The 23142-nt window shown below is 52.1% G+C and carries 21 protein-coding genes and 1 other RNA gene; 18 read left to right on the top strand and 4 right to left on the bottom strand.

The features are described from left to right. Window positions 1–175 precede the first annotated feature (175 nt). The 10 genes from G477_RS0101175 to moaA all read left to right on the top strand — a co-directional run bounded on the left by G477_RS0101175 (window position 176) and on the right by moaA (window position 10439). Window positions 176–2452, top strand: a complete 2277-nt coding sequence (locus G477_RS0101175; RefSeq protein ID WP_026696372.1) for a DEAD/DEAH box helicase — start codon at window positions 176–178, stop codon at window positions 2450–2452. A 23-nt stretch (window positions 2453–2475) separates the two neighbouring features. After that, window positions 2476–3636, top strand: a complete 1161-nt coding sequence (locus G477_RS18355; protein ID WP_156897249.1) for a ribonuclease H-like domain-containing protein — start codon at window positions 2476–2478, stop codon at window positions 3634–3636. Next, entirely contained in the window at window positions 3633–5513 is a 1881-nt protein-coding gene (locus G477_RS0101185) for a DUF294 nucleotidyltransferase-like domain-containing protein (protein WP_026696373.1), read from the top strand. Before G477_RS18355 ends, G477_RS0101185 begins: the two co-directional genes overlap by 4 nt. Further along, window positions 5513–6190, top strand: a complete 678-nt coding sequence (locus tag G477_RS20380; protein ID WP_051287585.1) for a 3'-5' exonuclease — start codon at window positions 5513–5515, stop codon at window positions 6188–6190. Before G477_RS0101185 ends, G477_RS20380 begins: the two co-directional genes overlap by 1 nt. 242 nt (window positions 6191–6432) lie before the next feature. Continuing rightward, window positions 6433–6981 carry an SLOG family protein gene (locus G477_RS0101195; protein ID WP_026696374.1) on the top strand — a complete coding sequence of 183 codons (549 nt, stop codon included), beginning with the start codon at window positions 6433–6435 and terminating at the stop codon, window positions 6979–6981. 49 nt (window positions 6982–7030) lie between these two features. Further along, entirely contained in the window at window positions 7031–7336 is a 306-nt protein-coding gene (gene gpsB, locus G477_RS0101200; protein WP_026696375.1) for a cell division regulator GpsB, read from the top strand. Further along, window positions 7333–7740: a reverse transcriptase-like protein gene (locus tag G477_RS0101205; RefSeq protein WP_026696376.1), complete on the top strand. Its 408-nt coding sequence runs from the start codon at window positions 7333–7335 to the stop codon at window positions 7738–7740. The genes gpsB and G477_RS0101205 overlap by 4 nt, the downstream gene beginning before the upstream one ends. Window positions 7741–7792: 52 nt before the next feature. Next, window positions 7793–8183, top strand: an RNA gene (rnpB, locus tag G477_RS20840) — RNase P RNA component class B. Between the two features lie 88 nt (window positions 8184–8271). Continuing rightward, window positions 8272–9414: a THUMP domain-containing class I SAM-dependent RNA methyltransferase gene (locus tag G477_RS0101215; RefSeq protein ID WP_026696378.1), complete on the top strand. Its 1143-nt coding sequence runs from the start codon at window positions 8272–8274 to the stop codon at window positions 9412–9414. A gap of 20 nt (window positions 9415–9434) precedes the next feature. Continuing rightward, a complete protein-coding gene (moaA, locus tag G477_RS0101220) occupies window positions 9435–10439 on the top strand; it encodes a GTP 3',8-cyclase MoaA (protein WP_035210811.1) in 1005 nt (334 codons plus the stop codon). Here the strand turns inward: moaA and G477_RS18365 are convergent. After that, window positions 10436–10573 carry a hypothetical protein gene (locus G477_RS18365; protein WP_156897250.1) on the bottom strand — a complete coding sequence of 46 codons (138 nt, stop codon included), beginning with the start codon at window positions 10571–10573 and terminating at the stop codon, window positions 10436–10438. The genes moaA and G477_RS18365 overlap by 4 nt on opposite strands. Window positions 10574–10725: 152 nt before the next feature. Further along, on the bottom strand, window positions 10726–11040 hold the full coding sequence (locus tag G477_RS0101230; protein WP_026696380.1) for an iron-sulfur cluster biosynthesis family protein: 315 nt from the start codon (window positions 11038–11040) through the stop codon (window positions 10726–10728). A 104-nt stretch (window positions 11041–11144) separates the two neighbouring features. Here G477_RS0101230 and G477_RS0101235 point away from each other — a divergent pair, with 104 nt between their 5' ends. From G477_RS0101235 to G477_RS0101280, 8 genes are all read left to right on the top strand, one after another. Further along, window positions 11145–12641: a carboxypeptidase M32 gene (locus G477_RS0101235; protein ID WP_026696381.1), complete on the top strand. Its 1497-nt coding sequence runs from the start codon at window positions 11145–11147 to the stop codon at window positions 12639–12641. After that, entirely contained in the window at window positions 12638–13612 is a 975-nt protein-coding gene (locus G477_RS0101240) for an ABC transporter ATP-binding protein (protein WP_026696382.1), read from the top strand. The genes G477_RS0101235 and G477_RS0101240 overlap by 4 nt, the downstream gene beginning before the upstream one ends. Continuing rightward, entirely contained in the window at window positions 13596–15149 is a 1554-nt protein-coding gene (locus G477_RS0101245) for an ABC transporter permease/substrate-binding protein (RefSeq protein ID WP_035210815.1), read from the top strand. The genes G477_RS0101240 and G477_RS0101245 overlap by 17 nt, the downstream gene beginning before the upstream one ends. 36 nt (window positions 15150–15185) lie before the next feature. Next, window positions 15186–15608 carry a universal stress protein gene (locus tag G477_RS0101250; RefSeq protein WP_026696384.1) on the top strand — a complete coding sequence of 141 codons (423 nt, stop codon included), beginning with the start codon at window positions 15186–15188 and terminating at the stop codon, window positions 15606–15608. Between the two features lie 11 nt (window positions 15609–15619). After that, the gene (locus G477_RS0101255) at window positions 15620–16033 is read left to right on the top strand and encodes a CoA-binding protein (RefSeq protein ID WP_245575321.1); all 414 of its coding nucleotides are present in this window, start codon (window positions 15620–15622) and stop codon (window positions 16031–16033) included. A gap of 500 nt (window positions 16034–16533) precedes the next feature. Continuing rightward, window positions 16534–18498 (top strand): DNA topoisomerase IV subunit B, encoded by a 1965-nt coding sequence (gene parE, locus G477_RS0101270; RefSeq protein WP_026696387.1) that lies wholly within the window; start codon window positions 16534–16536, stop codon window positions 18496–18498. Window positions 18499–18501: 3 nt separating this feature from the next. After that, a complete protein-coding gene (parC, locus tag G477_RS0101275; RefSeq protein WP_026696388.1) occupies window positions 18502–20928 on the top strand; it encodes a DNA topoisomerase IV subunit A in 2427 nt (808 codons plus the stop codon). 230 nt (window positions 20929–21158) lie between these two features. Further along, entirely contained in the window at window positions 21159–21989 is an 831-nt protein-coding gene (locus G477_RS0101280; RefSeq protein WP_026696389.1) for a tyrosine-type recombinase/integrase, read from the top strand. 123 nt (window positions 21990–22112) lie between these two features. Here G477_RS0101280 and G477_RS0101285 read toward each other — a convergent pair whose 3' ends face one another. After that, window positions 22113–22484 (bottom strand): rRNA methyltransferase, encoded by a 372-nt coding sequence (locus G477_RS0101285; RefSeq protein WP_245575322.1) that lies wholly within the window; start codon window positions 22482–22484, stop codon window positions 22113–22115. Window positions 22485–22620: 136 nt separating this feature from the next. Then, entirely contained in the window at window positions 22621–23109 is a 489-nt protein-coding gene (locus tag G477_RS0101290) for a flavin reductase family protein (protein ID WP_026696391.1), read from the bottom strand. Window positions 23110–23142: the final 33 nt, after the last annotated feature.

Genomic DNA, 23142 nt, shown 5'->3' on the forward strand with positions numbered 1-23142 from the left:
GGTTCTCGTTCGATTCCCTTGTTCATCCGAGAGAAGTCAGCGAGGCTGCAGTCAATTGTTTCCCGGTATCTGTCAGTACAGATGGAACGTCCGTTCTTCCTCTGGTATGATAGAGAGAAGAAGCTGCCGTCTACGTCTGATCAACCGCTATGAGGGAAAGGAAGAGAACACCATGATCCGCAGAAAAACGCTGAACGAATGTATACAGGAACTGAAGCAGGATGAAAATATCGTAAACTGGCATGAAATTCCTCCCGTTCCGGCAGCCGCTGTGCCTCTCCCGGATGATCTTCATCAAGGACTGGCGGCAGCACTGCGGAAAAAAGGAATTCCGGAGCTGTATACCCATCAGCTCAGTACATTTGAGGCCGTCCGCAGAGGAGAAGATGTCACCGCTGTCACACCGACGGCTTCGGGCAAAACGCTCTGCTACAATCTGCCGGTGCTGCAGGAAATTGCGGAGGATCCTTCCGCCCGGGCGCTGTACTTATTTCCAACGAAAGCACTGTCCCAGGATCAGCTCTCTGAACTGACGGACATGATTGATCATATGGAGCTGAACGTGAAGAGCTTTACGTATGATGGGGATACCCCGTCGAACGTACGGCAGCTCGTGCGGAAAGCAGGTAACATCGTTATCACCAATCCCGATATGCTTCACTCCGCCATCCTGCCGCATCACACGAAATGGATTTCTCTTTTTGAAAACTTGAAGTACATCGTCATTGACGAGCTGCATACGTACCGGGGGGTTTTCGGTTCTCATGTCGGCAACGTCATCCGTCGGCTGAAGCGATTGTGTGCGTATTACGGCAGCAGTCCAACTTTTATCTGTACATCCGCAACGATTGCCAATCCGCAGGAGCTCGCTGCCATGCTGACCGGACGGCAGATGACTTTGATTGACAATAATGGTGCTCCGAGGGGACGGCGGCATCTTGCCTTCTATAACCCTCCTGTTGTGCATAAAGAATTGAATATCCGCCGGAGCCCGGTGAAGGTCGTCAATGAGCTTGCGGCATCGTTTCTGGAGGAGAAAATCCAGACGATTGTTTTTGCCAGGAGCAGGGTCCGCGTGGAAATCATCCTGAGCCATCTGCAGGAACTGATCAAGGATGAGTATACGAAACGATCCATCCGCGGCTACCGGGGAGGCTATCTGCCGAAGCAGCGCCGGGATATTGAACAAAGCCTCCGGAGCGGAGAGACGATCGGGGTGGTCAGTACCAATGCCCTGGAGCTCGGTGTGGATATCGGTCAGCTGCAAGTTTGCGTCATGACCGGCTACCCTGGTTCAATCGCGTCCTCCTGGCAGCAGGCCGGCCGTGCCGGCCGACGGCAGGAGGAATCGCTCGTCGTGATGGTGGCAGGTTCATCGCCGCTGGATCAGTATGTTTTCTCTCATCCTGAATATTTTTTTGAAGCCCCGCCGGAATCGGCAAGGCTCAATAAAGATAACCTCATCATCTTAGCCGACCACTTGAAGTGTGCTGCCTACGAACTGCCGTTCTCCCGCGGCAGCGGTTTTGATGATCTTCCCGCAGAAGATACAGAGGAACTGCTGGAATACCTTGTCGAATCGAGAGTGATTCACGAACGGAGCAGCACCTGGTACTGGATGAATGATGCGTTTCCAGCTCACAATATCAGCCTCCGGTCTGCGGCTCAGGAAAATGTGGTCATTATCGATCAGTCTGTTCCGGGGGAGTCGAGGGTGATTGGAGAAATGGATACCTTCAGCGCCATGACACTGCTTCATGAGGAAGCGATCTATCTGCACGAAGGGGTGCAGCATCAAGTGGAAGAACTGGACTGGGAAGAGAAAAAAGCATATGTGCGCGAAGTGGAAGTCGATTACTACACCGATGCGAACCTGGCTGTCCGGCTTTCGGTGCTGGAAGTCGACAGAGAGAAGCAGATGGCTGAAGCTTCTGTTCAATATGGCGATGTGATGGTCAGCGCCATGGCGACGATCTTTAAGAAGATCAAGCTGGAAAGTTTTGAGAACGTCGGTTCCGGCCCGATTCATCTTCCGGAACAGGAGCTGCATACGAATGCGCTGATGCTGGAGTTTACAGAAGAGCTGTTCGGATCACTAGGCGAAGACGACATTGAACAAGTGCTGCTCGGAGCTTCCCACGTGCTGCAGTATATCGCCTCCGTCCATGTTATGTGTGACAGGTCGGACCTTCATTCGGTACCGGAAGTGAAAGCCCCGCACAATCAGCTTCCGACGATCTTTTTATACGATCGTTATCCCGGAGGCATCGGCCTGGCAGATAGACTTTATCACGACGCGGATACCGTGCTGCAGAAAGCTGCTTCCTATATTGCCGGATGTCCCTGCTCCCATGGGTGTCCATCGTGCACAGGAATGGCTGAAGCGGAGTTGGCAGTAAAAGATTGGACGATTTACCTGCTTGAGGCTGCAGGAGGGAAGGTGACCAAGTGAGTTTGAAAAAGAAATTGGCCAGGATGAAAACCCATTTACAGGAAGAACCTGCACCAGCCCCGGCACCGGAGAACCTGCCGGATGTCTCGCCGCTGGAGAAGTATGGGTTTGTTCCTTTTTACCTGGATGAAACGCCTTCCCTCCGCCGTCGTACAGTCTATGAGGTAAGCAGGGCGTTCAGAGAGAGAATGGAGCGGGTTGTGGAGAACTGGAAGGAAGCCCCGGATCATCCGCTTAAGCATGAACAAGCTGTCGAACAGCTGATGTTCTTCGACACCGAAACAACAGGGCTCTCGACAGGGGCGGGCACGTTTATTTTCCTCATTGGCTATGCCCGGCTGACCGGGGACGGGCTGGAAGTAACGCAGCACTTTCTGGAAGGACCCGAAAAAGAAGCTCCTTTTCTCGGCGGGTTTCTCGATGATTTTCAGGCAAGCGATGTCATCGTGTCCTACAACGGCAAATCTTTTGACTGGCCTCAGGTGAAATCCAGGCATCAATTTCTCCGGAGAGAGCTGCCGAGGCTTCCGGAAAGCGGCCATATCGATCTTCTGCATGCAGCAAGGCGGTTCTGGAAACACGAGCTGCCCTCCTGCAGACTTGCAGTGATCGAAGAGCATGTCCTGCGGAAGCCGAGAACGAATGATACGCCGGGAGCCCTCGCCCCGCTTCTTTATTTTGACTATATGGAGACCGGAAAAACAGAGGAACTGACAGGCATCTTCGACCACCACGATCAGGATGTGAGGACCTTGATGGAGCTCTATGTGCTTCTGTCTGAAAAGGTACTGCAGCTGGATACGCTGCGCAGTGCCGATCATGCTGCGGCTGCCCACTGGTGGGAAAAGGCCGGTTCTCCTGCGCATGCTGAGGATCACTGGCGGCAGGCATTTGAAGCCGACCCTCGATCGTCATACCGTCTCCGCTATGCCATGATGCTGCAGAAACGAAAGAAAAAGCAGGAAGCGCTCGCGCTGCTGCTTCCGTGTCTTCAGGACCGTTCACCTTCGCCGGAGGTGATGGACGAACTCGCAAAGCTGCTGGAGCACGAGGAGAAAGATTCGGAGAGGGCGCTGCGGGCAGTTCAGAGAGGGCTCGATGCTGCACCGGACAGCAGGACGATGGCAAAACTGAGAAAGCGCGCAGACAGACTGCAGAAAAAAACAGGAGGGCTCGGGTTATGATCACTGCCGCAGGACAGATGCATCCTTTTTCACTGCTGCCCGGAGAAACGTGGGAAGACGCAGCCGTGGACGTAGAGGAGCTGGTCTACAGCAGAGGTGAATATCTGCTGTATGAAGAAGAGAACGGGGACAGCGTCTTTTTCATTCTTGAAGGAATGGCGAAAAATGTCCTGCATCGAGAAGATGGACGCTACATTTCCGTCCGGTTTTATTATCCCGGTGATCTTGCCGGGCATTTGATGCTGCTGTCAGAAGGCGGGATGAATTTTTCCGTGCAGGCACTCGAGTCGTGCCGGGTGCTGAAAATACCAAAGCAGCTGCTGAAAACGTGGATGCAGGAACATGAATCCTTCCGTACAGCGGTGCTGCAGGATATTGGAGATCGAATGAAGTCGTTATACGACGATCTCCGGGTCGATCAGCAGACCGGCGGGGAAGATTTCATTTCGCTTTTCCGGACGAAGGTGCATACGATCATGGAACCGGCTGTATTTCTTTCCGGACGTGCGTCGGTGAAGGATGCTGCTGCGCTGCTGCTGGATGGAAGGCCCGGTGTCATCGTGGAGACCGCAGATAGGACGATGCCCGGCGTCGTCACACAGACCCAGCTGCTCCGCGCCTTTTTAGCGGGCGGTGCAGGAGACCCGCTGGAACAATGGCTTCAGTATCCGGAAGCGGTCCAGGAAGATACTTTCGTCTACCACGTGCTGCCGCTGTTCCGCTGGCAGCACATCGATGTCGTTCCCGTCATGCGCGGGAGTATGGTGATCGGGATGCTGCGGGCGGAATCGTTCCTGTCTCTGCGTGACTCCGAGTACCTGCAGCTCTCCTGGAACTGGCGGCGGGCCGGTTCCATGCGTGAGCTGGCTCGTTATTCCCCTGTTTACGAATCGTCTTTTCATCAGTTTGTGAGCGAACTGCAGCAGGATGATATACGCGCCTCAGAGATCTGCGCCTTTATTTCCGGCTGCAACGACCAGGTGCACCGCCGCATGATTGAACTGGCTCTTCAGGCGATGCGCCGGGAAGGATACGGTGCTCCGCCTGTCGCCTTTTGTTTCATTGTAATGGGAAGCCAGGGCCGCCGGGAGCAGGCCTTCAGTACAGATCAGGATAATGGCCTGATTCTGGAGCCTTACCGGCACCTGCCGAACCATCGGGAAGTGGAACAGTTTTTCCACCGGTTTGCTGCGAAAGTCAACGAAGGCCTGCGAAAGGCCGGCTTTCCGGAATGCAGCGGCGGCATCATGGCGAGAGAGAGGAAATGGTGCCGCGAGCTGAACGAATGGCAGCAGACCGTACGTGGCTGGATCCAGAGCGCCGATGCACAGGATGTGAGGGATTTTACGATTTTCATTGATTACAGGCCTGTATACGGCGATTTCACGCTTGCGGAACGTCTCCGCAGCAGTATTACCCAAGGATTGAAAGAGGCACGGCTCCTGCATGCGATGCTCATGAAAGATACGATCCGTTTCCGGGTTCCGATGCGGCAGTGGAGTACCTCCCGGAAGCAGAAAAGAAAGCTCGACGTCAAAAAGCAGGCGCTCATGCAGATTATCAACGGTATCCGGATTTTTGCTATCCAGTACGGGATTCAGGCACCGGAGACAGAGAAGCGTCTGACGGAGCTGGAAGAGAAAGGGGTCTTCCACCCCGGAGACGCTGCAGGCATACGTCGATCGATCGATACGTTTATGCGGATGCGGCTCGATCTTCATCTCGGGCAGCTGGAGGAAGGGGTTCCTCTGCACAATGAGATTGTGCCTGCCGACATGAACAAAGGAGAGAGACGTGAACTGAAAGAGGCGCTGCGGACAGCAAAACGGATGCAGCAGATGAGCGAATTGAGCTTTCGCCGGGCCGGAGGGCTCTGATGTCGATATACATGCGTCTGATTCAGTATGTCCTGGTGGACCTCCGTCGTTTTGCCCGCTATAAACGAATGATGAAGGATCCTGTGTTGGAAGAGGCGCTGCTGCCCCTGCTGCAGGAAACGTCGTCGGATGATGGGGTTGTCGTCTACGATCTGGAGACGACGGGTTTCTATCCCCAGGCAGGAGATGAAATGATATCCATCGGTGCTGTCCGGAGTGACGGCTCCCGTTTTTATTCGCTCGTCCGCCCGTCCTGCCCGGTGCCGCCGGTCGTGGAAGAATTGACCGGCATCACAGAGGAGCACCTGCAGGAGGCGCCGTCGTTTCCGGCAGTAATGTATGATTTTGCTGTTTTCTGCAGGGGATGTCTGCCTGCTGCGTATCCAGCCTCCTTCGATCATGCTTTTCTGCAGCATCTCTTGAAAAGATGGGATCTGCCGCTCTGGCACAAGCCGTGTCTCGACATCCAGGGAATATATCAGCATGATTTTCCGGATGCAGACGCCCGGCTCCAGAAAGCCTCTTCTGCTGCCGGCTTTACCCAGCAGCGTCCTCATCATGCGCTGGAGGATGCCGAGGCTGCGTTCGCTGTTTTTCGATACGTTGGGGAGAATAGGGATGATCAGGATTCCTTTCTCTTTTCGGCTCCTGCCGGATTGCAAAAGCGGCAGGAGTAAGCTATGATTTGAAGTGGAAAACTCGTGATAAGGGGAGAGAAAGATGCCAAAGCTTTTTGTAGCGCTGTTTTTTACCGTGATTTTCAGTACGGTTCTGCTGATGCAGTAAATACGGAAATACCCCGGTACTGCAGCGCTGGGACAGGGACCGCCTCCGCATGCCGGGGCGGTCCTTCTACACAAGAAGGGTTCTTGTGGAAGTCGATGAATAGATGATGAGTTGATATAGAGAAGGAGGAGCTATGTACCGATCCCTGCTGGTTTCCGGTTATAAACCTCATGAACTCGGTGTTTTTCAGGAAAAACATGATCAGCTTCCTTTTGTAAAAGAAGCACTTAAAGAGAAGATTTTGGCCCAGATTGAAGCGTACGCGGTAGAATGGATCGTTATCAGCGGCCAGGCAGGGGTTGAGCTCTGGGCTGGTGAGCAGACCGTCCAGCTCAGGCAAGAAGGATGGCCGGTCCAGCTTGCGGTTCTCGCTCCGTTCTTTGAACAGGAGGAACGTTTCCCGGAAGCGGTGAAGGCGTTATATGAACATGTCACCTCGGAGGCGGACTATATGGATTATATTACGAGACGTCCATATGATTCGCCGCAGCAGCTCCGGCAGAAGAATGAGTTTCTCGTGACAAAAACGGATGCGATGCTGCTCTTGTATGACGAAGAGCAGGAAGGAACGCCGCGTTTTTATCAGCAGGCTGCAGAGCGGCGGAGCGATTATCCTATTATTTATATGACCCCGGAAGACATCGAGGATTCCATCCGGAGCAGGATGGATGACTGGAATTGACATTCTGCTGAGACAATGAAAAAATAGAATAAACGCGAGGTGAGAGCATATGGAACAGCGCATCCCGAAGCTGTCGAAAACGGATATTTATGAAAAAGAATTCAAAACAAGCATGAGAGGGTACAACCAGGAAGAAGTCGATCAGTTTCTCGATGACATCATTAAAGATTATGAAGCTTACGAAGCCCGCATCAAGGAGCTGGAAGAAAAGCTTTCCCAGAAGCAGAGCACACCTGCGGAGGAACCGCCCCGCGCGCCCAAACCGCAGCAGACCGGCAGTACAAATTATGACATTCTGCGGCGCCTCTCCAACCTGGAAAAACATGTTTTTGGAAGCAGGCTTCATGATTCATGATAGCAGAAGTGTATATTGACGGGGCCACAACAGGAAATCCGGGAAGTGCCGGATGCGGAGTCTACGTCAAACAGGGTGGATCGCACTGGCAGCACAGCCTTCCCCTTCCGCCGATGACGAGTCATGAGGCGGAATTCTGGGCCTGTATTAAAGCCCTCGGCATCTGCCGGGATCTCGGCTTTCCTATTGTCTCCCTCCGATCAGATTCCAAGGCACTCGTCGATGCGGTAGAAAAAAACTATACGTCCAATGACCGTGTTCGTCCGCTTCTGTCGCGGATCCTGGCGGAAATGGAAGAGGGATTCGATCACGTCTTCCTGAAATGGATTCCCTCGAAGCAGAATGGTGAGGCCGACAGTCTCGCAAAGAGAGCGGTACGGACGTCCGTTGCAGAAGGAGATTGATTTCCAGACATCTTCTGTGATAGGATGAACTATGTTGTTTACAACTCCATTTGTGCTCGGGTAATCGCTGTGTGCCTGTTTCAGGCACATAGAGGAAAGTCCATGCTCGCACAGCCTGCAACGGCTGTAGTGTCCGCGCCCGGCGAAACGATAAGCCGGGGCAGCCCTGTATTAGGGCTGACGGCAGAGGTAATGCCTGTGTTCACGTTGATGAATATGGCAGACGCCTCTTGAAAGTGCCACAGTGACGTAGCTCATCCGGAAACGGATGAGGTGGAACGAGGTAAACCCCGCGAGCGAGAAACCCAAAATTTGGTAGGGGCACTTCTGCTGAGGAATCCAACGAAGCAGAAGGCGGCATGAAGCCGCAGACAGATGATTACCACTTTAGTACGAGGGTGACTCCCGTCTGCAGTACAAAGTACAGAACATGGCTTACAGAGCACAGATGGCGTCCTGCGTAATGACTGCCTCACGATGGATGTCGTGAGGTTTTTTTCTTATCAGGAATTAATGGCAGAGGGTGATGAAATGGCAGCATATACAGTATTTGCGACTGCGACAATGGGGCTTGAATCCGTTGTGGCAAAAGAGATTAAAGCACTAGGGTTTGAAAACATAGAAGTGGAGAATGGGAGAGTCCGGTTTCAGGCAGATGAATTCGGTATAGCCAGAGCCAACCTCTGGCTGCGTACCGCGGCCAGGGTAAAGATCCTCGTAGGTGAGTTTGATGCCTTTACCTTCGACGAACTTTTTGAGAACACAAAGGCTCTTCCATGGGGGGACTGGCTTCCAAAAGACGCTGCCTTTCCCGTCCTCGGGCGTTCCGTGAAATCCAAGCTTTTCAGTATATCCGACTGTCAGGCGATCGTCAAAAAAGCCGTAGTGGAAAAAATGAAGCAGCAGTATCCGGTCAGCTGGTTTGAAGAAACCGGCGCAGAATACCGGCTGGAGATTGCCCTTCATAAAGATCATGCGGAAATCACGCTCGACACTTCCGGGGAGGCACTTCATAAACGAGGATACCGGACGATGCAGAACATTGCTCCGCTCAAAGAGACGCTGGCGGCTGCGATGCTCTCTCTCGCCAACTGGAAGCCGGACATGCCGCTTCACGATCCTTTCTGCGGGTCTGGTACCATTCCTATCGAAGCGGCGATGATAGCACAGAACATAGCGCCGGGAGTCAACCGATCGTTCGCTTTTGAAGGATGGGAATGGTTTACCAATCAAGCGCATAAACAAGCGCTGGTCGAAGCAGAAGATCTTGCCGATTATGATGCTGCGTTTGACATCACTGCATCGGATATCGATCATAAAATGGTGGAGCTGACGAGACATAACGCGATGGAGGCTGGATTTCCCGACCAGATTTATATCAAGCAGATGCACGCGCTCGACTTCTCCTCCTCGTCTCCGCGCGGAGTGCTGATCGGCAATCCACCTTATGGGGAGAGGATGAACGAGAAAGAAGAAGTGGAAGAACTTTATCGCAGTCTCGGGGAGAAAATGAAGCACTATCCGCACTGGAGCACGTATATTCTGACCTCCCACGAGAAATTTGAGCTGTTGTATGGAAAAAGTGCAACAAAGCGCCGGAAGCTGTACAATGGCAATATGAAAACGCAATTTTATCAATTCTGGGGTGAGCGGATGCCGCGTCAGAATGGATAGTAAATAGAAAGGGGCACATAATGCTGACAGACCAGCTCGGACGACCATTCCGTGACCTGCGGATCTCCGTCACCGACCAGTGTAATCTGCGCTGCCGCTACTGCATGCCGAAAGAAATATTCGATGACAATTTTCCCTTTCTGGAAAAACAGGAACTGCTTAGCTTTGACGAAATTGAAACTGTAGCGAGAGCGTCAGCCGCTGTCGGCAGTGTAAGAAAGCTGCGTATCACCGGCGGCGAACCGCTGCTCAGGAAAAACCTGCCGGAGCTGATCAGCCGTTTGACAGCGATCGACGGGATTGAAGATACTGCGATGACAACAAACGGTATTCTGCTGCCTAAGCACGCCCAGGCCCTGAAAGAAGCAGGTCTGAACCGGGTAGCCGTCAGTCTGGACTCGCTGGACGACGAGCGCTTTCAGGAAATCACCGGCAGAACGATGCGCGTCAAGCATGTACTCGACGGGATCGAAGCAGCAAAACAGGCTGGACTCGGTGTGAAAGTGAACATGGTGGTCAAACGCGGCATGAACGAAGAAGACATCGTTCCTATGGCAGAACACTTCCATGGAACAGGCGTGACGCTACGCTATATTGAATATATGGATGTCGGCAACGCAAACGGCTGGAAGCTGGATCACGTCGTAACCAAAAAAGAACTGATCCGTCTTATAGAAGAAAAGCTTCCCGTTGATCCCCTGCCTCCGGCTCACGCAGGTGAAACAGCTGAGCGGTTTGCCTACCGGGACGAAGGCGGCGAAGTCGGCGTCATTTCCTCAGTAACAGACGCTTTCTGCCGTTCCTGTAACAGAGCCCGGCTGACTGCTGATGGGCAGCTGCTGACCTGTCTGTTTGCTTCGAAAGGCACTGACCTTCGTTCCGTACTGCGGGGAGAAGCAGGTGACCAGGGACTGAAGAAGAAACTTGAAGAACTCTGGGGAGCAAGAAATGACCGCTATTCTGAGGAACGTCTCTCGGCAACGAAGCCGCGCAGAAAGCTGGAAATGCACCGTGTAGGCGGCTAGATCTCTGCTGCCTGAACCTGGGCTGTATCGAAGGACAGCGGGCCGGGAACCGCCAATCCGGAAATGGCAAAAACGCCGTCGGTATTTACTGTCGACGGCGTTTTCTTGATGGATAGGAATGTATAAGTTTTCATACAGTGTGACGGCGGCTCCATGCGCTGCTCGGGAAGAAACAAAGAACGTGTTTTCTTCCCTCAAAAAGCTTGCAGCGCTTCCGCACGCCATTCCGACCAAAAGGCGCTTTGAGCTTTTGTTCCCTTCTTCCTGTATGCGGTCTACGAAAAGATCACGAAAGATCCCGGTCCGGATACGAAGGATCGCTGATGGCATCGTGCCGGAAGACGATATCGCCGATGTCTTCGTCAAAGTCGACCGTCATGCCGTCAAAATACCACGCATCCGCCTCGGTGATATATAAATCGAGTCCGGGTGCTTTTTTTACATAGTAGGCTGTATCTGGCACGCCTGGCAGCAGACCGGCAGAAAAACCACCGGATCCGATGCCGCCGACCCGGACATACAGCCATAAACCGGTTCGTGCCGCCTGCGGTATCTCCGCTGCATAAAACGAGGCAGCTTTTTCTGTCATGTTGAATTCCATTCAGGCACCTCCTTTTTGAAGTATATCAGATGAGCCCGGATAGTGAAATTTGACAGCGTTTTCCGTATAATGAAGGAGAAATCTATTCAGGAAGGACTGAGAGGATGGAACAAACAATAGCGGATTACTATGCACTGACAGAAAAAATGGCTCATTATGAGGAAGCACTGATGCTGATGGGATGGGACATGCGGACGGGAGCACCGAAAAAAGGCATACCGCGGCGAAGCAGTGCTGTCGGCACCCTTGCTTCCGACGTCTTCCGGATGTCCACTTCCGAGGAGATGAAGGGGTACATAGACAACCTTTCAGCTGCTGAAGGGCTGGATGAGAAGACAAAACGGGCAGTGGAGCAGAGCGCACGTACGTGGAACAAATACAAAAACATTCCGGAAGACGAATACAAGGCGTTTGTGACGCTGACTTCTGAAGCCGAGTCCGCCTGGGAAGCTGCCAAAGAGGAAGCGGACTTCGACAGCTTTGCGCCGTACCTTGAAAAAATCGTAGCCTACCAGCGGAAGTATACAGCATGGAAAGGATATGACGAGAATCCTTACGATGCTCTGCTGGATGATTTTGAACCAGGCCTGACGACGACCAAAGTCGATGCTGTGTTCAAACAGCTGCGGGAGGCACTGGTGCCGCTTGTCCAAGACATACACGAGAAGGAACAGCCGGAAGATGCGTTTTTGTTCCAGCACGTGCCGGCGGCGAAACAGGAAGCGTTCAGCCGGGATGTTCTTCAGTCGATGGGGTATGACTTTGAGGCTGGACGCCTCGATACCACCGTCCATCCATTCGCTGCGGGGCTTAACCGGAGGGATGTCAGAATCACGACAAAGTACGACGAGGATGATTTCCGCACCGCCGTGTTTGGAACGATTCATGAAGGCGGGCACGCACTGTACGAACAGAATATTGATGAAGCGTACGACGGAACTCCACTCGCAGGAGGAGCCTCTATGGGTATTCACGAGTCGCAGTCTCTGTTCTGGGAAAATTTTGTCGGGAGACAGCGGGCTTTCTGGGAAGCACATCTACCGGTTCTTGCCCAGTACATTCCATCCATGAAAGAGGTGGAAGTAGAGCGCTACTACAGGGCGGTGAACAAAGTGGAACCATCACTGATCCGTATAGAGGCGGATGAGCTGACGTACTGTCTGCATATCATCGTTCGATACGAACTGGAAAAAGCACTTATCAACGAAGAGCTGGAAGTAAAGCAGCTGCCGGAAGCGTGGAACGACAAAATGGAAGAACTGCTCGGCGTCAGGCCGCAGCACGATGGAGAAGGAGTACTCCAGGATGTTCACTGGCCGGCAGGTATGTTCGGCTATTTCCCTTCCTACGCCCTCGGTTACATTTATGCCGCTCAGCTCTATGAGGTCATGCGTCAGGATCAACCGCTTTTTGAAGACCAGCTGCGTGCCGGAGAGCTTCAGGAAATTAAAAAATGGCTCACCGATCGTATTCATCAGCACGGAAGCAGCCGGAAACCACTCGAGCTGCTACATGCGGTTACCGGCAGCGATCTTGATGCTGCACCGCTGATCCGCCATTTGACCGAAAAATACACGGAAGTCTATGAGCTGGATCGATGATTGAATTCAACGACGTGACGAAAACGTTCTCAGGTGCTGCGGCGGTGGACGGGATTTCGTTCCAGGTTCATGCGGGGGAATTGTTCGTCCTGATCGGTCCCAGCGGCTGCGGGAAAACAACGACCATGAAAATGATGAACCGGCTCATAGAACCGGACAGCGGTTCGATTCTGATCGATGATAAAAACATTAAAGAACTGCCGCTGCAGCAGTTACGATGGAACACCGGCTATGTCCTGCAGCAGATCGCTCTGTTTCCCCATATGACAGTAGAAGAAAATATCGCAGTTGTGCCGGAGATGTGCGGCTGGTCTGCCTCTGCGGTCAGCGGCCGGACAGATGAGCTGTTGGAGCTGATCGGACTGGACCCGGGTACGTACCGCTCTAGGCTTCCTGCAGAGCTTTCCGGGGGGCAGCAGCAGCGCATCGGCGTTGCGAGAGCCCTGGCAGCGGATCCGGATATTCTGCTGATGGATGAGCCTTTCAGCGCACTGGATCCGATCAGCCGGAGCCAGCTTCAGGATGAAATGAAAGAACTGCAGCGGACGATTCAGAAAACGATCGTCTTTGTGACTCATGACATGGACGAAGCATTAAAACTCGGTGACCGCATTGCCGTGATGAAGGAAGGAAGACTCGTGCAGCTCGATACGCCGGAGCGGGTAACCGCAGCCCCTGCTGATGACTTTGTCCGCTCGTTTATCGGAGAAAGGCAGAGTGTCTGGCAGCGGCAGGCAGCGGTTCTTCCTATGGAAGAAACAACCATGAACATCTCCGGGGATACCTCCGGCACTGCTGCCTCAGCCGAAACAAGTCTCGAGGACGTCTACAGCATGCTGCGCAGTAAACAAGTACAGGAACTGCCGGTGCATGCAGGAGGAAAAACGTATCTCGTGACCGATACGATGATTCTCGACTACGTTTATGACGTACAGCGCGGGAAGGAGGCTGGTGATGGACGTTCTTCGTGAATTTTTTCAGCTTGCATCAAACCAGTCCAATCTTCTGATGGAAGCATTCTGGCAGCACGTAGAGATGTCGGTCGTATCTTTATTGATCGCCGTGTTTATCGCGGTTCCGCTCGGTGTGTTTCTCGCCGTCAGACAAAAAGGTGCCGAACCGGTGATCGGTTCTACGGCCGTTCTGCAGACGATACCGAGTCTCGCACTGCTCGGATTCCTCATTCCTTTCGTCGGCATCGGAACGCTCCCTGCGATCATCGCATTGAGCGCTTATGCTCTCATGCCGATCCTGCGCAACACGTATACAGGAATCAAAGGGGTCGATCGGGCGCTTGTAGAAGCGGCAGAGGCGATGGGGATGAGCCGCGCCAGGACCTTGTGGCGGATTCAGGTTCCGCTTGCCATGCCGACGATTATGGCCGGTATTCGGACAGCGATGGTGCTGATCGTAGGTACAGCGACGCTGGCAGCCCTTGTCGGCGCCGGCGGACTCGGCGATTTGATCATGACCGGACTTAACCGCAGCAATAATTATTATATTCTTCTCGGCGCGATACCCGCGGCACTCCTGGCGTTATTGATTGACGGTATACTGAGAGCCGCGGAGAAGAAGACGACAGGCTCCTCTTTAAAGCCGATGATCTTCGTGATTACTGCCGCCCTGTTGATTGTCACGCTGCCCTACGGCGTCCAGCAGGCGATGCCGGAAGAAGAGACAGAAGAGATTATCATTGGCGGCAAACTCGGTGCAGAACCTGAAATCATCATTTCCATGTATCAGCACTTAATCGAAGATCAAACGGATATTCAGGTGGAGCTGGAAGCGCAGCTCGGTACAACAGACATCGTCTTCCAGGCGCTGCAGAATGGAGACCTGGACGGCTACCTTGAGTTTACAGGAACTGCCATTACCGAACTGCTCGGTGAAGAACCTGTCAGCAATGATGAGGATGAAGCGTTTGAACAGGCCCGCGAAGGTATGCTGCGGACGTACGACCTCGTTTTTCTCGAAGCCATGGATTATCAGAATACGTACGCACTTGCTGTAACGGAAGCCTTTCAGGAGGAAACAGGAGCCGAAACGATCGGGGACCTGACTGCCTATGAAGACGACATTACAGCGGCGTTCACATTTGAATTTTATGACCGTAATGACGGCTATCCGGCCATTCAGGAAACCTATAATCTGGCATTTGATGATGTACAGACGATGGACGCCGGACTCCGCTCCGGTGCGCTCGTCTCAGAAGATGTTCAGGTGATTGATGCGTATTCGACGGACAGCTACATGAGGGAATACAACCTCGCTGTGATGGAAGATACGGAAAATGTCTTCCCGCCGTTCAACGGAGCGCCGCTTTTTCGAGCTGACGTTCTCGACGACCATCCCGAGATTGAAGACGTGTTAAATCAACTCGGCGGCCGTATCACCGAAGAGGACATGATTGATATGAACTATGCGGTCGATGTGGATGATGAAGCTGCTTCAGACGTAGCAGAAGAATATTTGCGGGAAGCAGGATTATTGACCTCATCAGACGAATAGTATAAAGAGAAGAGAAATCTAAAGGAGGCGGTCTTCATGTTCCAACATATCCTTCTGGCAGCAGACGGCTCTCAGCACGCCCTGCGCGCCTGTGAAAAAGCAGTTTATATAGCAGAGAAAACACCGGGCTGCCGGATCACTATCATTCATGTCGTCGATGATCTGCCGACAAGAACCGATGTGATGGATGAAGCGATGCGTCCCAGAGACATCCCAGAGCACCGGCGGGAGAGGGTGAAGCCGGTAGTAGAAGCAGTGGAGCAATCCGGAGTCACTTACGAAGTCAAGCACGTTTTCGGGGAGCCCGGCCCGACGATCGTCCGGGAGGCAAACGATGAGAAGGTGGATCTGGTGGTGATCGGCAGCCGGGGATTGAACCAGTTTCAGCAGATGGTGCTCGGAAGTGTCAGCCACAAAGTTGCCAAGCGGGCGGAATGTCCAGTTATGATTGTGAAATAGGAGGCGTGATGATGCTTACGGAACAGGAACGAAAAAAGGTGCTTGAAGAGGCTGTCCATATTGCGGTAGTCGGCTGTTCTGATAAACCTCACCGAACGTCCTATCAGATTGCCGAGGCGCTGATCGCCTCAGGATACAAGGTGACGCCGGTGAATCCGAATATTGAAGAAGTTTTCGGAATAAAAGCGGCTGCAAGTATCGGTGATGTGAACGAACCTGTTGATATCGTCAACGTATTCCGGCAGTCCCGTCACGTTGCCGGACTGGCGGAAGAATGTCTGCAGACCGATATTCCGGTTTTTTGGACGCAGCTCGGCATCCGGGACCTGACCGCAGCAGAAAAGCTGGAACGAGAAGGAAAGCAGGTCGTGATGGATTACTGTATCAAAGTAGAGCATGCCCGCCTGATAGGGAAAAAGAAGTAAATGCTTCCTGCCGGAAGTGTTCCCATCTTCAGGCAGCTCCGCTCCCATCATTTCGTCCTCAAAGCAGGGACCTGCGAGAAGCAGGACGGAAGCAAAAGAAAGGCACGGACGCTCGTTGATCACTGAAAGTGACGTCCGTCAGCAGCGACGAAAGAACCGGATATCGGGTCTGGATTTCGCGCCGGAAGCGGCTTTCTTCCGGCGCGATTTTCTCCGTACAGCGGGGCACGGGGCTCCTTCAACCAGCTGCAGACCGTTTTTCAAAGCAGGAAGCCGGCGGTCGGGAGTCGCGATCCCGAGGTATGCCGGGAGGGAAACCGATTGCATCCGGAGAACACAGGAGGGCAGAGCACGGCCTGTAAAAAGAAAATGCGTACATACGTTTGACAAAGCCACCATCTTTCCGGTAATAATAGAGAAGGACCAAAGAAGTTCGTGAAGATGAATACATTGTGTGTTAGAGTAAATGCTCACAGCGATGTTCGAAAGGAGCACCATGAATGAAAAACGAAGCATTTCAATACAATGATGATGCCATTCAAGTACTGGAAGGACTGGAGGCGGTCCGGAAACGGCCGGGGATGTATATCGGAAGTACAGACCACCGCGGGCTGCACCATTTAATATTCGAAATAGTTGATAACTCTGTCGATGAAATACTCGCAGGGTATGGAGATCACATTACGGTCACCCTCCATAAAGACAGCAGTGTCACGGTAACGGATAACGGGCGCGGCTATCCAACCGGTATGCATGCCACAGGAAAACCAACCCCGGAAGTAATTTTGACGGTACTGCACGCCGGAGGTAAATTCGGGCAGGGTGGTTATAAGACGAGTGGCGGCCTGCACGGAGTCGGTGCCTCGGTTGTGAATGCGCTCTCCTCTTCTCTGACCGTGACGATCCACCGCGGAGGAAAAAAGTACGAACAGAAATTTGCTGACGGGGGGCGTCCCGTCACCACGCTTGAAGAAAAGGGAAGCTCGAAGAAGACAGGAACATCCCTGCATTTCATGCCCGATGCATCGATTTTTCAGACGACAAGTTTTCATTACGATACGGTAGCGGAACGTCTGCGCGAGGCGGCTTTTCTCCTAAAAGGAGCGAAACTGACACTGGTCGACGAACGGAACAGAGCAGGGGAATCCTTCCGCTTTCATACGGGATTGGAAGCCTTCACCGCTTACTTAAACGCAGATAAAGAAACGCTTCACCCAGTCGTGTCGATGGAAGGACAGAACGAAGGCATCGAAGTGGACTTTGCTTTTCAGTTCAACGACGGCTATACGGAAAACATTTTATCCTTTGTCAACAACGTCCGTACGAAAGACGGAGGTACCCACGAGCTCGGCGCGAAAACAGCAGTGACCCGTTCGGTTAATGAACACGCAAGGAAGCTGCAGCTGCTGAAAGAAAAAGATAAAAATCTGGATGGAAGTGACATTCGGGAAGGGTTCACCGGCGTTCTCTCGGTCCGGGTACCGGAAGAAATTCTGCAGTTTGAAGGGCAGACGAAAAGCAAGCTCGGTACGCCTGCAGCACGCGCAGCTGTCGATCAGATCATTACGGAAAAAATCACGTATTATCTGGAAGAGAACGCCGAATTCAGCAACCAGCTGATCAGAAAGGCCATTAAAGCTTCACAGGCACGGGAAGCAGCGCGGAAAGCACGCGATGAAGCCCGGAGCGGAAAGAAAAACAAGCGGAAAGATGCAATGCTCTCCGGGAAACTGACGCCGGCACAGTCCAAAAATGCGGAAAAAAATGAGCTGTACCTCGTCGAGGGCGACTCCGCCGGCGGCTCAGCCAAACAAGGAAGGGATCGTCGGTTCCAGGCTGTGCTGCCGCTCCGCGGGAAAGTCATCAACACCGAAAAGGCGAAGCTTGCTGACATTATGAAGAACGAAGAAATCCGGACGATTATTTATGCCCTCGGAGCAGATGTCGGAGCGGATTTTGATCTTGATTCCTTGAATTACGATAAAATCATCATCATGACCGACGCAGATACAGACGGCGCTCATATACAGGTGCTGCTGCTGACGTTCTTCTACCGGTATATGCGGCCCCTCGTTGAATCCGGCCGTGTATTTATCGCGCTGCCCCCACTGTATAAAGTGAGCCGGGGCAGCGGCAAGAAAGAAAAGGCTGAGTACGCCTGGAACGAAGACGGCCTGCAGGATGCTGTAAAAAAGATCGGCAGAGGCTATACCGTCCAGCGTTATAAAGGTCTCGGTGAGATGGATGCCTCGCAGCTCTGGGAGACTACAATGGATCCGGAAACACGAACACTGGTCCGTATTACCATGGATGACCTTGCCCGTGCAGAAAGACACGTGTCTACCCTTATGGGCGATAAAGTGGAGCCGCGCCGGAAGTGGATTGAACATAACGTAGCGTTCGGTCTCAATGAAGAAACCAACATCATGGAAAACGACAGCCTGCACGTAACAGAGGAGGAGTAAGCTTTGGCTCAGAAAGAACGTTATTTGGATATGCCGCTGGAAGAGGTGCTTGGAGACCGCTTCGGCCGGTACAGTAAATACATCATTCAGGACCGGGCTCTGCCGGACGCACGGGACGGCCTCAAACCGGTGCAGCGTCGTATTCTGTATGCGATGCATCAAGATAGAAACACATCGGATAAACCGTTCAGAAAGTCGGCAAAAACCGTCGGTAATGTGATCGGGAATTATCATCCCCACGGTGATTCGTCAGTATATGAAGCGATGATCCGTCAAAGCCAGGACTGGAAAATGAGAAGACCGCTCGTGGAAATGCACGGGAATAACGGCTCTGTCGACGGAGATCCACCGGCCGCCATGCGGTACACAGAGGCAAGACTCGCCCCGCTCGCGGAGATTATGCTGGAGAATATCGGCAGAGATACGGTTGATTTTATGCCGAACTTCGATGATTCCCAGCATGAACCCGTTGTTCTGCCGGCAGCCTTTCCGAATCTGCTCGTGAATGGTTCGACAGGAATCTCCAGCGGGTATGCTACTGATATTCCTCCGCATCATCCCGGTGAAGTGATTGATGCAGCGGTGCATGTCATTGACCACCCGAATGCAGGGATCGATGATCTGATGAAGCACATTCAGGGTCCTGATTTTCCTACCGGGGGGATTATTCAAGGGGTTGAAGGCATCCGTCAGGCATATGAAACCGGACGGGGAAAAGTCGTCGTCCGGGGGCGGGCTGAAGTAGCTTCTGTCCGCGGAGGCCGGGAGCAGCTTGTCATCAATGAAATTCCATTTGAAGTGAATAAGGCGAATCTAGTGAAGAAGATGGATGAGCTCCGTATTGATAAGAAAGTCGATGGTATTGCTGAAGTCCGTGATGAAACAGACCGCACAGGAATGCAGATTGTCGTCGAGCTGAAGAAAGAAGCGGATGCGCGCGGGGTTCTGAATTACTTATATAAGCATACGGATCTGCAGACGACGTTCAACTTCAATATGGTTGCGATCGCGGACAAGACGCCGAAACTGATGAATTTGAAACAACTGCTGAACGCCTATGTCAAACATCAGCGTGAAGTGCTGCTGCGGAGAACGGAATATGATCTCAGCCAGGCAGAAAAACGGGCTCACATTGTAGAGGGACTCATCTATGCACTATCCATCCTCGATGAGGTCATTGCCGTGATCCGTGGTGCGTCTGACAAAAGTGATGCCAAGCATCAGCTGGAGCAGACCTTCTCCTTCACTCCGGAGCAGTCGGAAGCAATCGTGACCCTCCAACTGTACCGTCTGACGAATACGGATGTGACCACGCTGGAAAAAGAAGCGCAGGAGCTTGCAGACAATATTACTGAGTGGAAAGCGCTGCTCGCTTCAGAAAAAAAACAGGCCCAGGTGATGAAGAAAGAGCTCCGCGGTGTAAAAAAACAGCTCCGCGAAGAGCGACGCACCATGGTGGAAGAAGAGATCGAAGAAATTAAAATCGATCTTGAAGTCGTCGTGCCGTCTGAAGACGTTCGGGTCTCCATTACGAAAGAAGGATATGCTAAACGTTCCAGCATGCGCAGCTACGGGGCTTCGCAGGATGAACTTCCAACGATGAAAAACAGCGACCGGCTGCTTGTGAATCAGGAAGTCAATACGACAGATACACTGCTGCTGTTTACGAAAAAAGGATACTACCTCTTTCTTCCAGTACACGAACTGCCGGAGCTGAAGTGGAAAGAAACCGGCCAGCATATCGGTAATTTCATTCAGCTGCAGCAGGATGATGAAATAATCAGCTCGGAACACGTAACGTCCTTTGACAATGTAAAAGACGATATGCTCGTCTTCTTTACGAAGCATGGTATGATCAAGCGGACACCGCTCGTCGACTACCATGCACAGCGATACTCGCGGTCGCTGATGGCAGTGAAAGTAAAAGCAGGGGATGAAGTAACCGCCGTATGCAGAACGAACGGCAGTGCAGACGTGCTCGTATTTACAAAGCAAGGCTACGGGCTCCGGTTTCATGAGACTGAGGCAGCCCAGACAGGCCAGCGTACCACAGGGATGAAGGCAGTCAGCCTGAAAGATGGAGACGAAACAGCAGCAGCCATGTGTTTCACCGGAGAGCGGGATGTGCTCCTGCTGACCCACCGCGGGGCGGCGAAAAAAATGAAAACATCTATTTTTGAGCGACAGAGCCGTGCAGGCCGTGGTGTACGCACACTGAAGGAATTAAAAAAAGCGCCTCACCGGATCACGTCCGTCCACCTTACTTTGCAGAACACGATCATTCATGTCCGAACGGAAAAAGACCAGTTCTATACCGTCGATCCATCTACGATGAGGGCAGGAGATCGTTATACGAACGGTAGTTTTGTGATTGATACAGATAAATCAGGCGAGCCGATAGACAGCTGGCTTGTAGCAAAAGAACGGTAAACGCATGCAGACGAGCGTCGGAGATCATGGAGGATCCCGGCGCGATCCTGCCGCAGAGGAGAAGCGGATCTTCGGTTGCGCAGGCAGGTGCCAGCTCATAGCTCATGCGATTAGAAGCAGGGGATAGACTTTCTGGGAGAGAAATTTGTTGTTATGTAGAATAGTTACAGTGATTTACCACTGTAAATAATATAATAACAATAACATACATCCACAAGGGAGGGATTCATATGCCTTTCGGTTACAGCAGATATCTAGAAAAACAAGGATACAAAGAGGTGACCGTTCAGGAGCATGCCAAACAGCTCGAACTATTTTTTAAACACGTCGATTATATTCACGAAACGGTTCCTGAACTATACGAGATCAAGCCTTCGGATCTCAAATCGTATATTCAATTTAAGAAGTCTCAGCAGTTAAAGCCGGGAACGATCAATAAGATTATTTCCATTCTGAAACGGTTTTTCGATTACTGCTGGGAAGAGCGTCTCATCGCAGCAGATCCAGCTGAAAAACTGAGATATATACAAGACTCCAAGCAGCCAATCAGTGCGGACGGTTTTGATGAGATTCAGCAGATTATCGATGATGCTGTACAAGACGAAGAAATGTCGTTGAAACGAAAGTGTATTCTTGTACTAGCCGGCGAAGGTTTGAGACCGGATGAATTTGCTGTTACGGTCGATCAGATCATTACAGAAGAACAGCTTGTACGGTTATACGTCAGTAAATCCGGCCACGAGCGGATTATCACCATGGACGGACTGCGTGCACAGGTGATTAAACAGCAGCTTCGTGATCAGCTGAGTAAAGAGCGGCAGTATTTGATATCGTCAGTAAATCGGAGTACCGGCGAAGAGCCGCTGCAGCGGATGACGATCAGTGTGCATCTTCGCAAAGCTGCTGAAGCTGCAGGACTCGATTCTTTGACAACGAATCAAATCCGGCGTGCCTATGCGGTTCATTTACTTGATAACCAAGGATGGTCGTATGAAGAAGCGGCAGAAAAACTAGGAATTGATAAGCTGAGTGTCATGAAACTGGTGGACTCTGTCTCTTAACATCTGTTTTGTCTCATTACTAAGGTAATCTTCTATTTAAGAGACAAAACCAGCGGTGTTTATATTGGTTCGCACAATTTATATTATGTCCGGGGCGTTATAATGGATAAGAGAAACCGACGTTTATTCGATGCGGTGCCGGTACCCTTTCCTTCTCGCTGCCTGCGGGCTCACGTGAGATGCTGCCAGTTCAATGACGTCGCTGACGTTTACTTTGTGCTCTTCAGCAAATGTCTTCACTTTTGTCAGCAGTTCCGTATCGTACGTCGTTTTATACTGCCGGCGGTCGCCGGGTCTGCGTTTATGGATCTCTGCCGGTGGATTGCTCAGGATGTTTTCCAGCCCTGTCTCCAGCAGATAATTAACATACGTATTGTGTGCTTCTGCCTGCTGCTGCATCGATGCCAGTACAGACGCAGATATGTTCGTACGGAATTTTTTCCTGCTGTCATCTTCTGCGTGATATAAGCCGTCCTGTGTTCGAATCCAGACCACGTGGTCATACCTCCCTGCTCGTTGTTATATACGTGATGCCGGCATGAGTACGTCCGCTGCAGGAAACGTGTACTGCAGCGGACGTGACGAATCCATGACCGGCCTGCACGACTACGGATCATCCTGCAGGTGTCTTTTAGTTGTCGTAGAAAGACGAAGGAATGCCGCCGAACGCGCGCTTATGGTATAGAAGCGGCTCTGTTTCAGCATGGTCTGCGCGCACAACTTCGCCAATCAGCATCGTATGATCGCCTGCATCTACCGTTTTATATACGCGGCATTCCAGAAGACCGGAATACCCTGCAATCACCGGCTGGCCCTCTTCATTCCAATCCCACGTTACCTGGCTGAAACGATCGGTGCCTTTTGTTGCGAAGAGCATACAGACATCGCCCTGATCATGTGCCAGGGTGTGAACAACGAAGTGTGAGCCTTCTGCAAACATATCGTGGGTCGTCACGCTTTTATCGATCGACCACGAAATAAGCATAGGATCCATCGAGACCGAAGTAAAAGAATTGACGGTCAGCCCGACCGGCTCCTTCTCCGGCGTTGCTGTTGTTACTACGGTCACGCCTGTCGGATAGTTACCCATGATGTTACGAAAAGTAGTTTGATCTGCCATAATGAACACTCCTGTTTATAGATACTGTGTGAC

Origin of the sequence: Alkalicoccus chagannorensis DSM 18086 (genome assembly GCF_000429725.1) — a bacterium.
In the GTDB taxonomy this organism is placed as follows: domain Bacteria; phylum Bacillota; class Bacilli; order Bacillales; family Salisediminibacteriaceae; genus Alkalicoccus; species Alkalicoccus chagannorensis.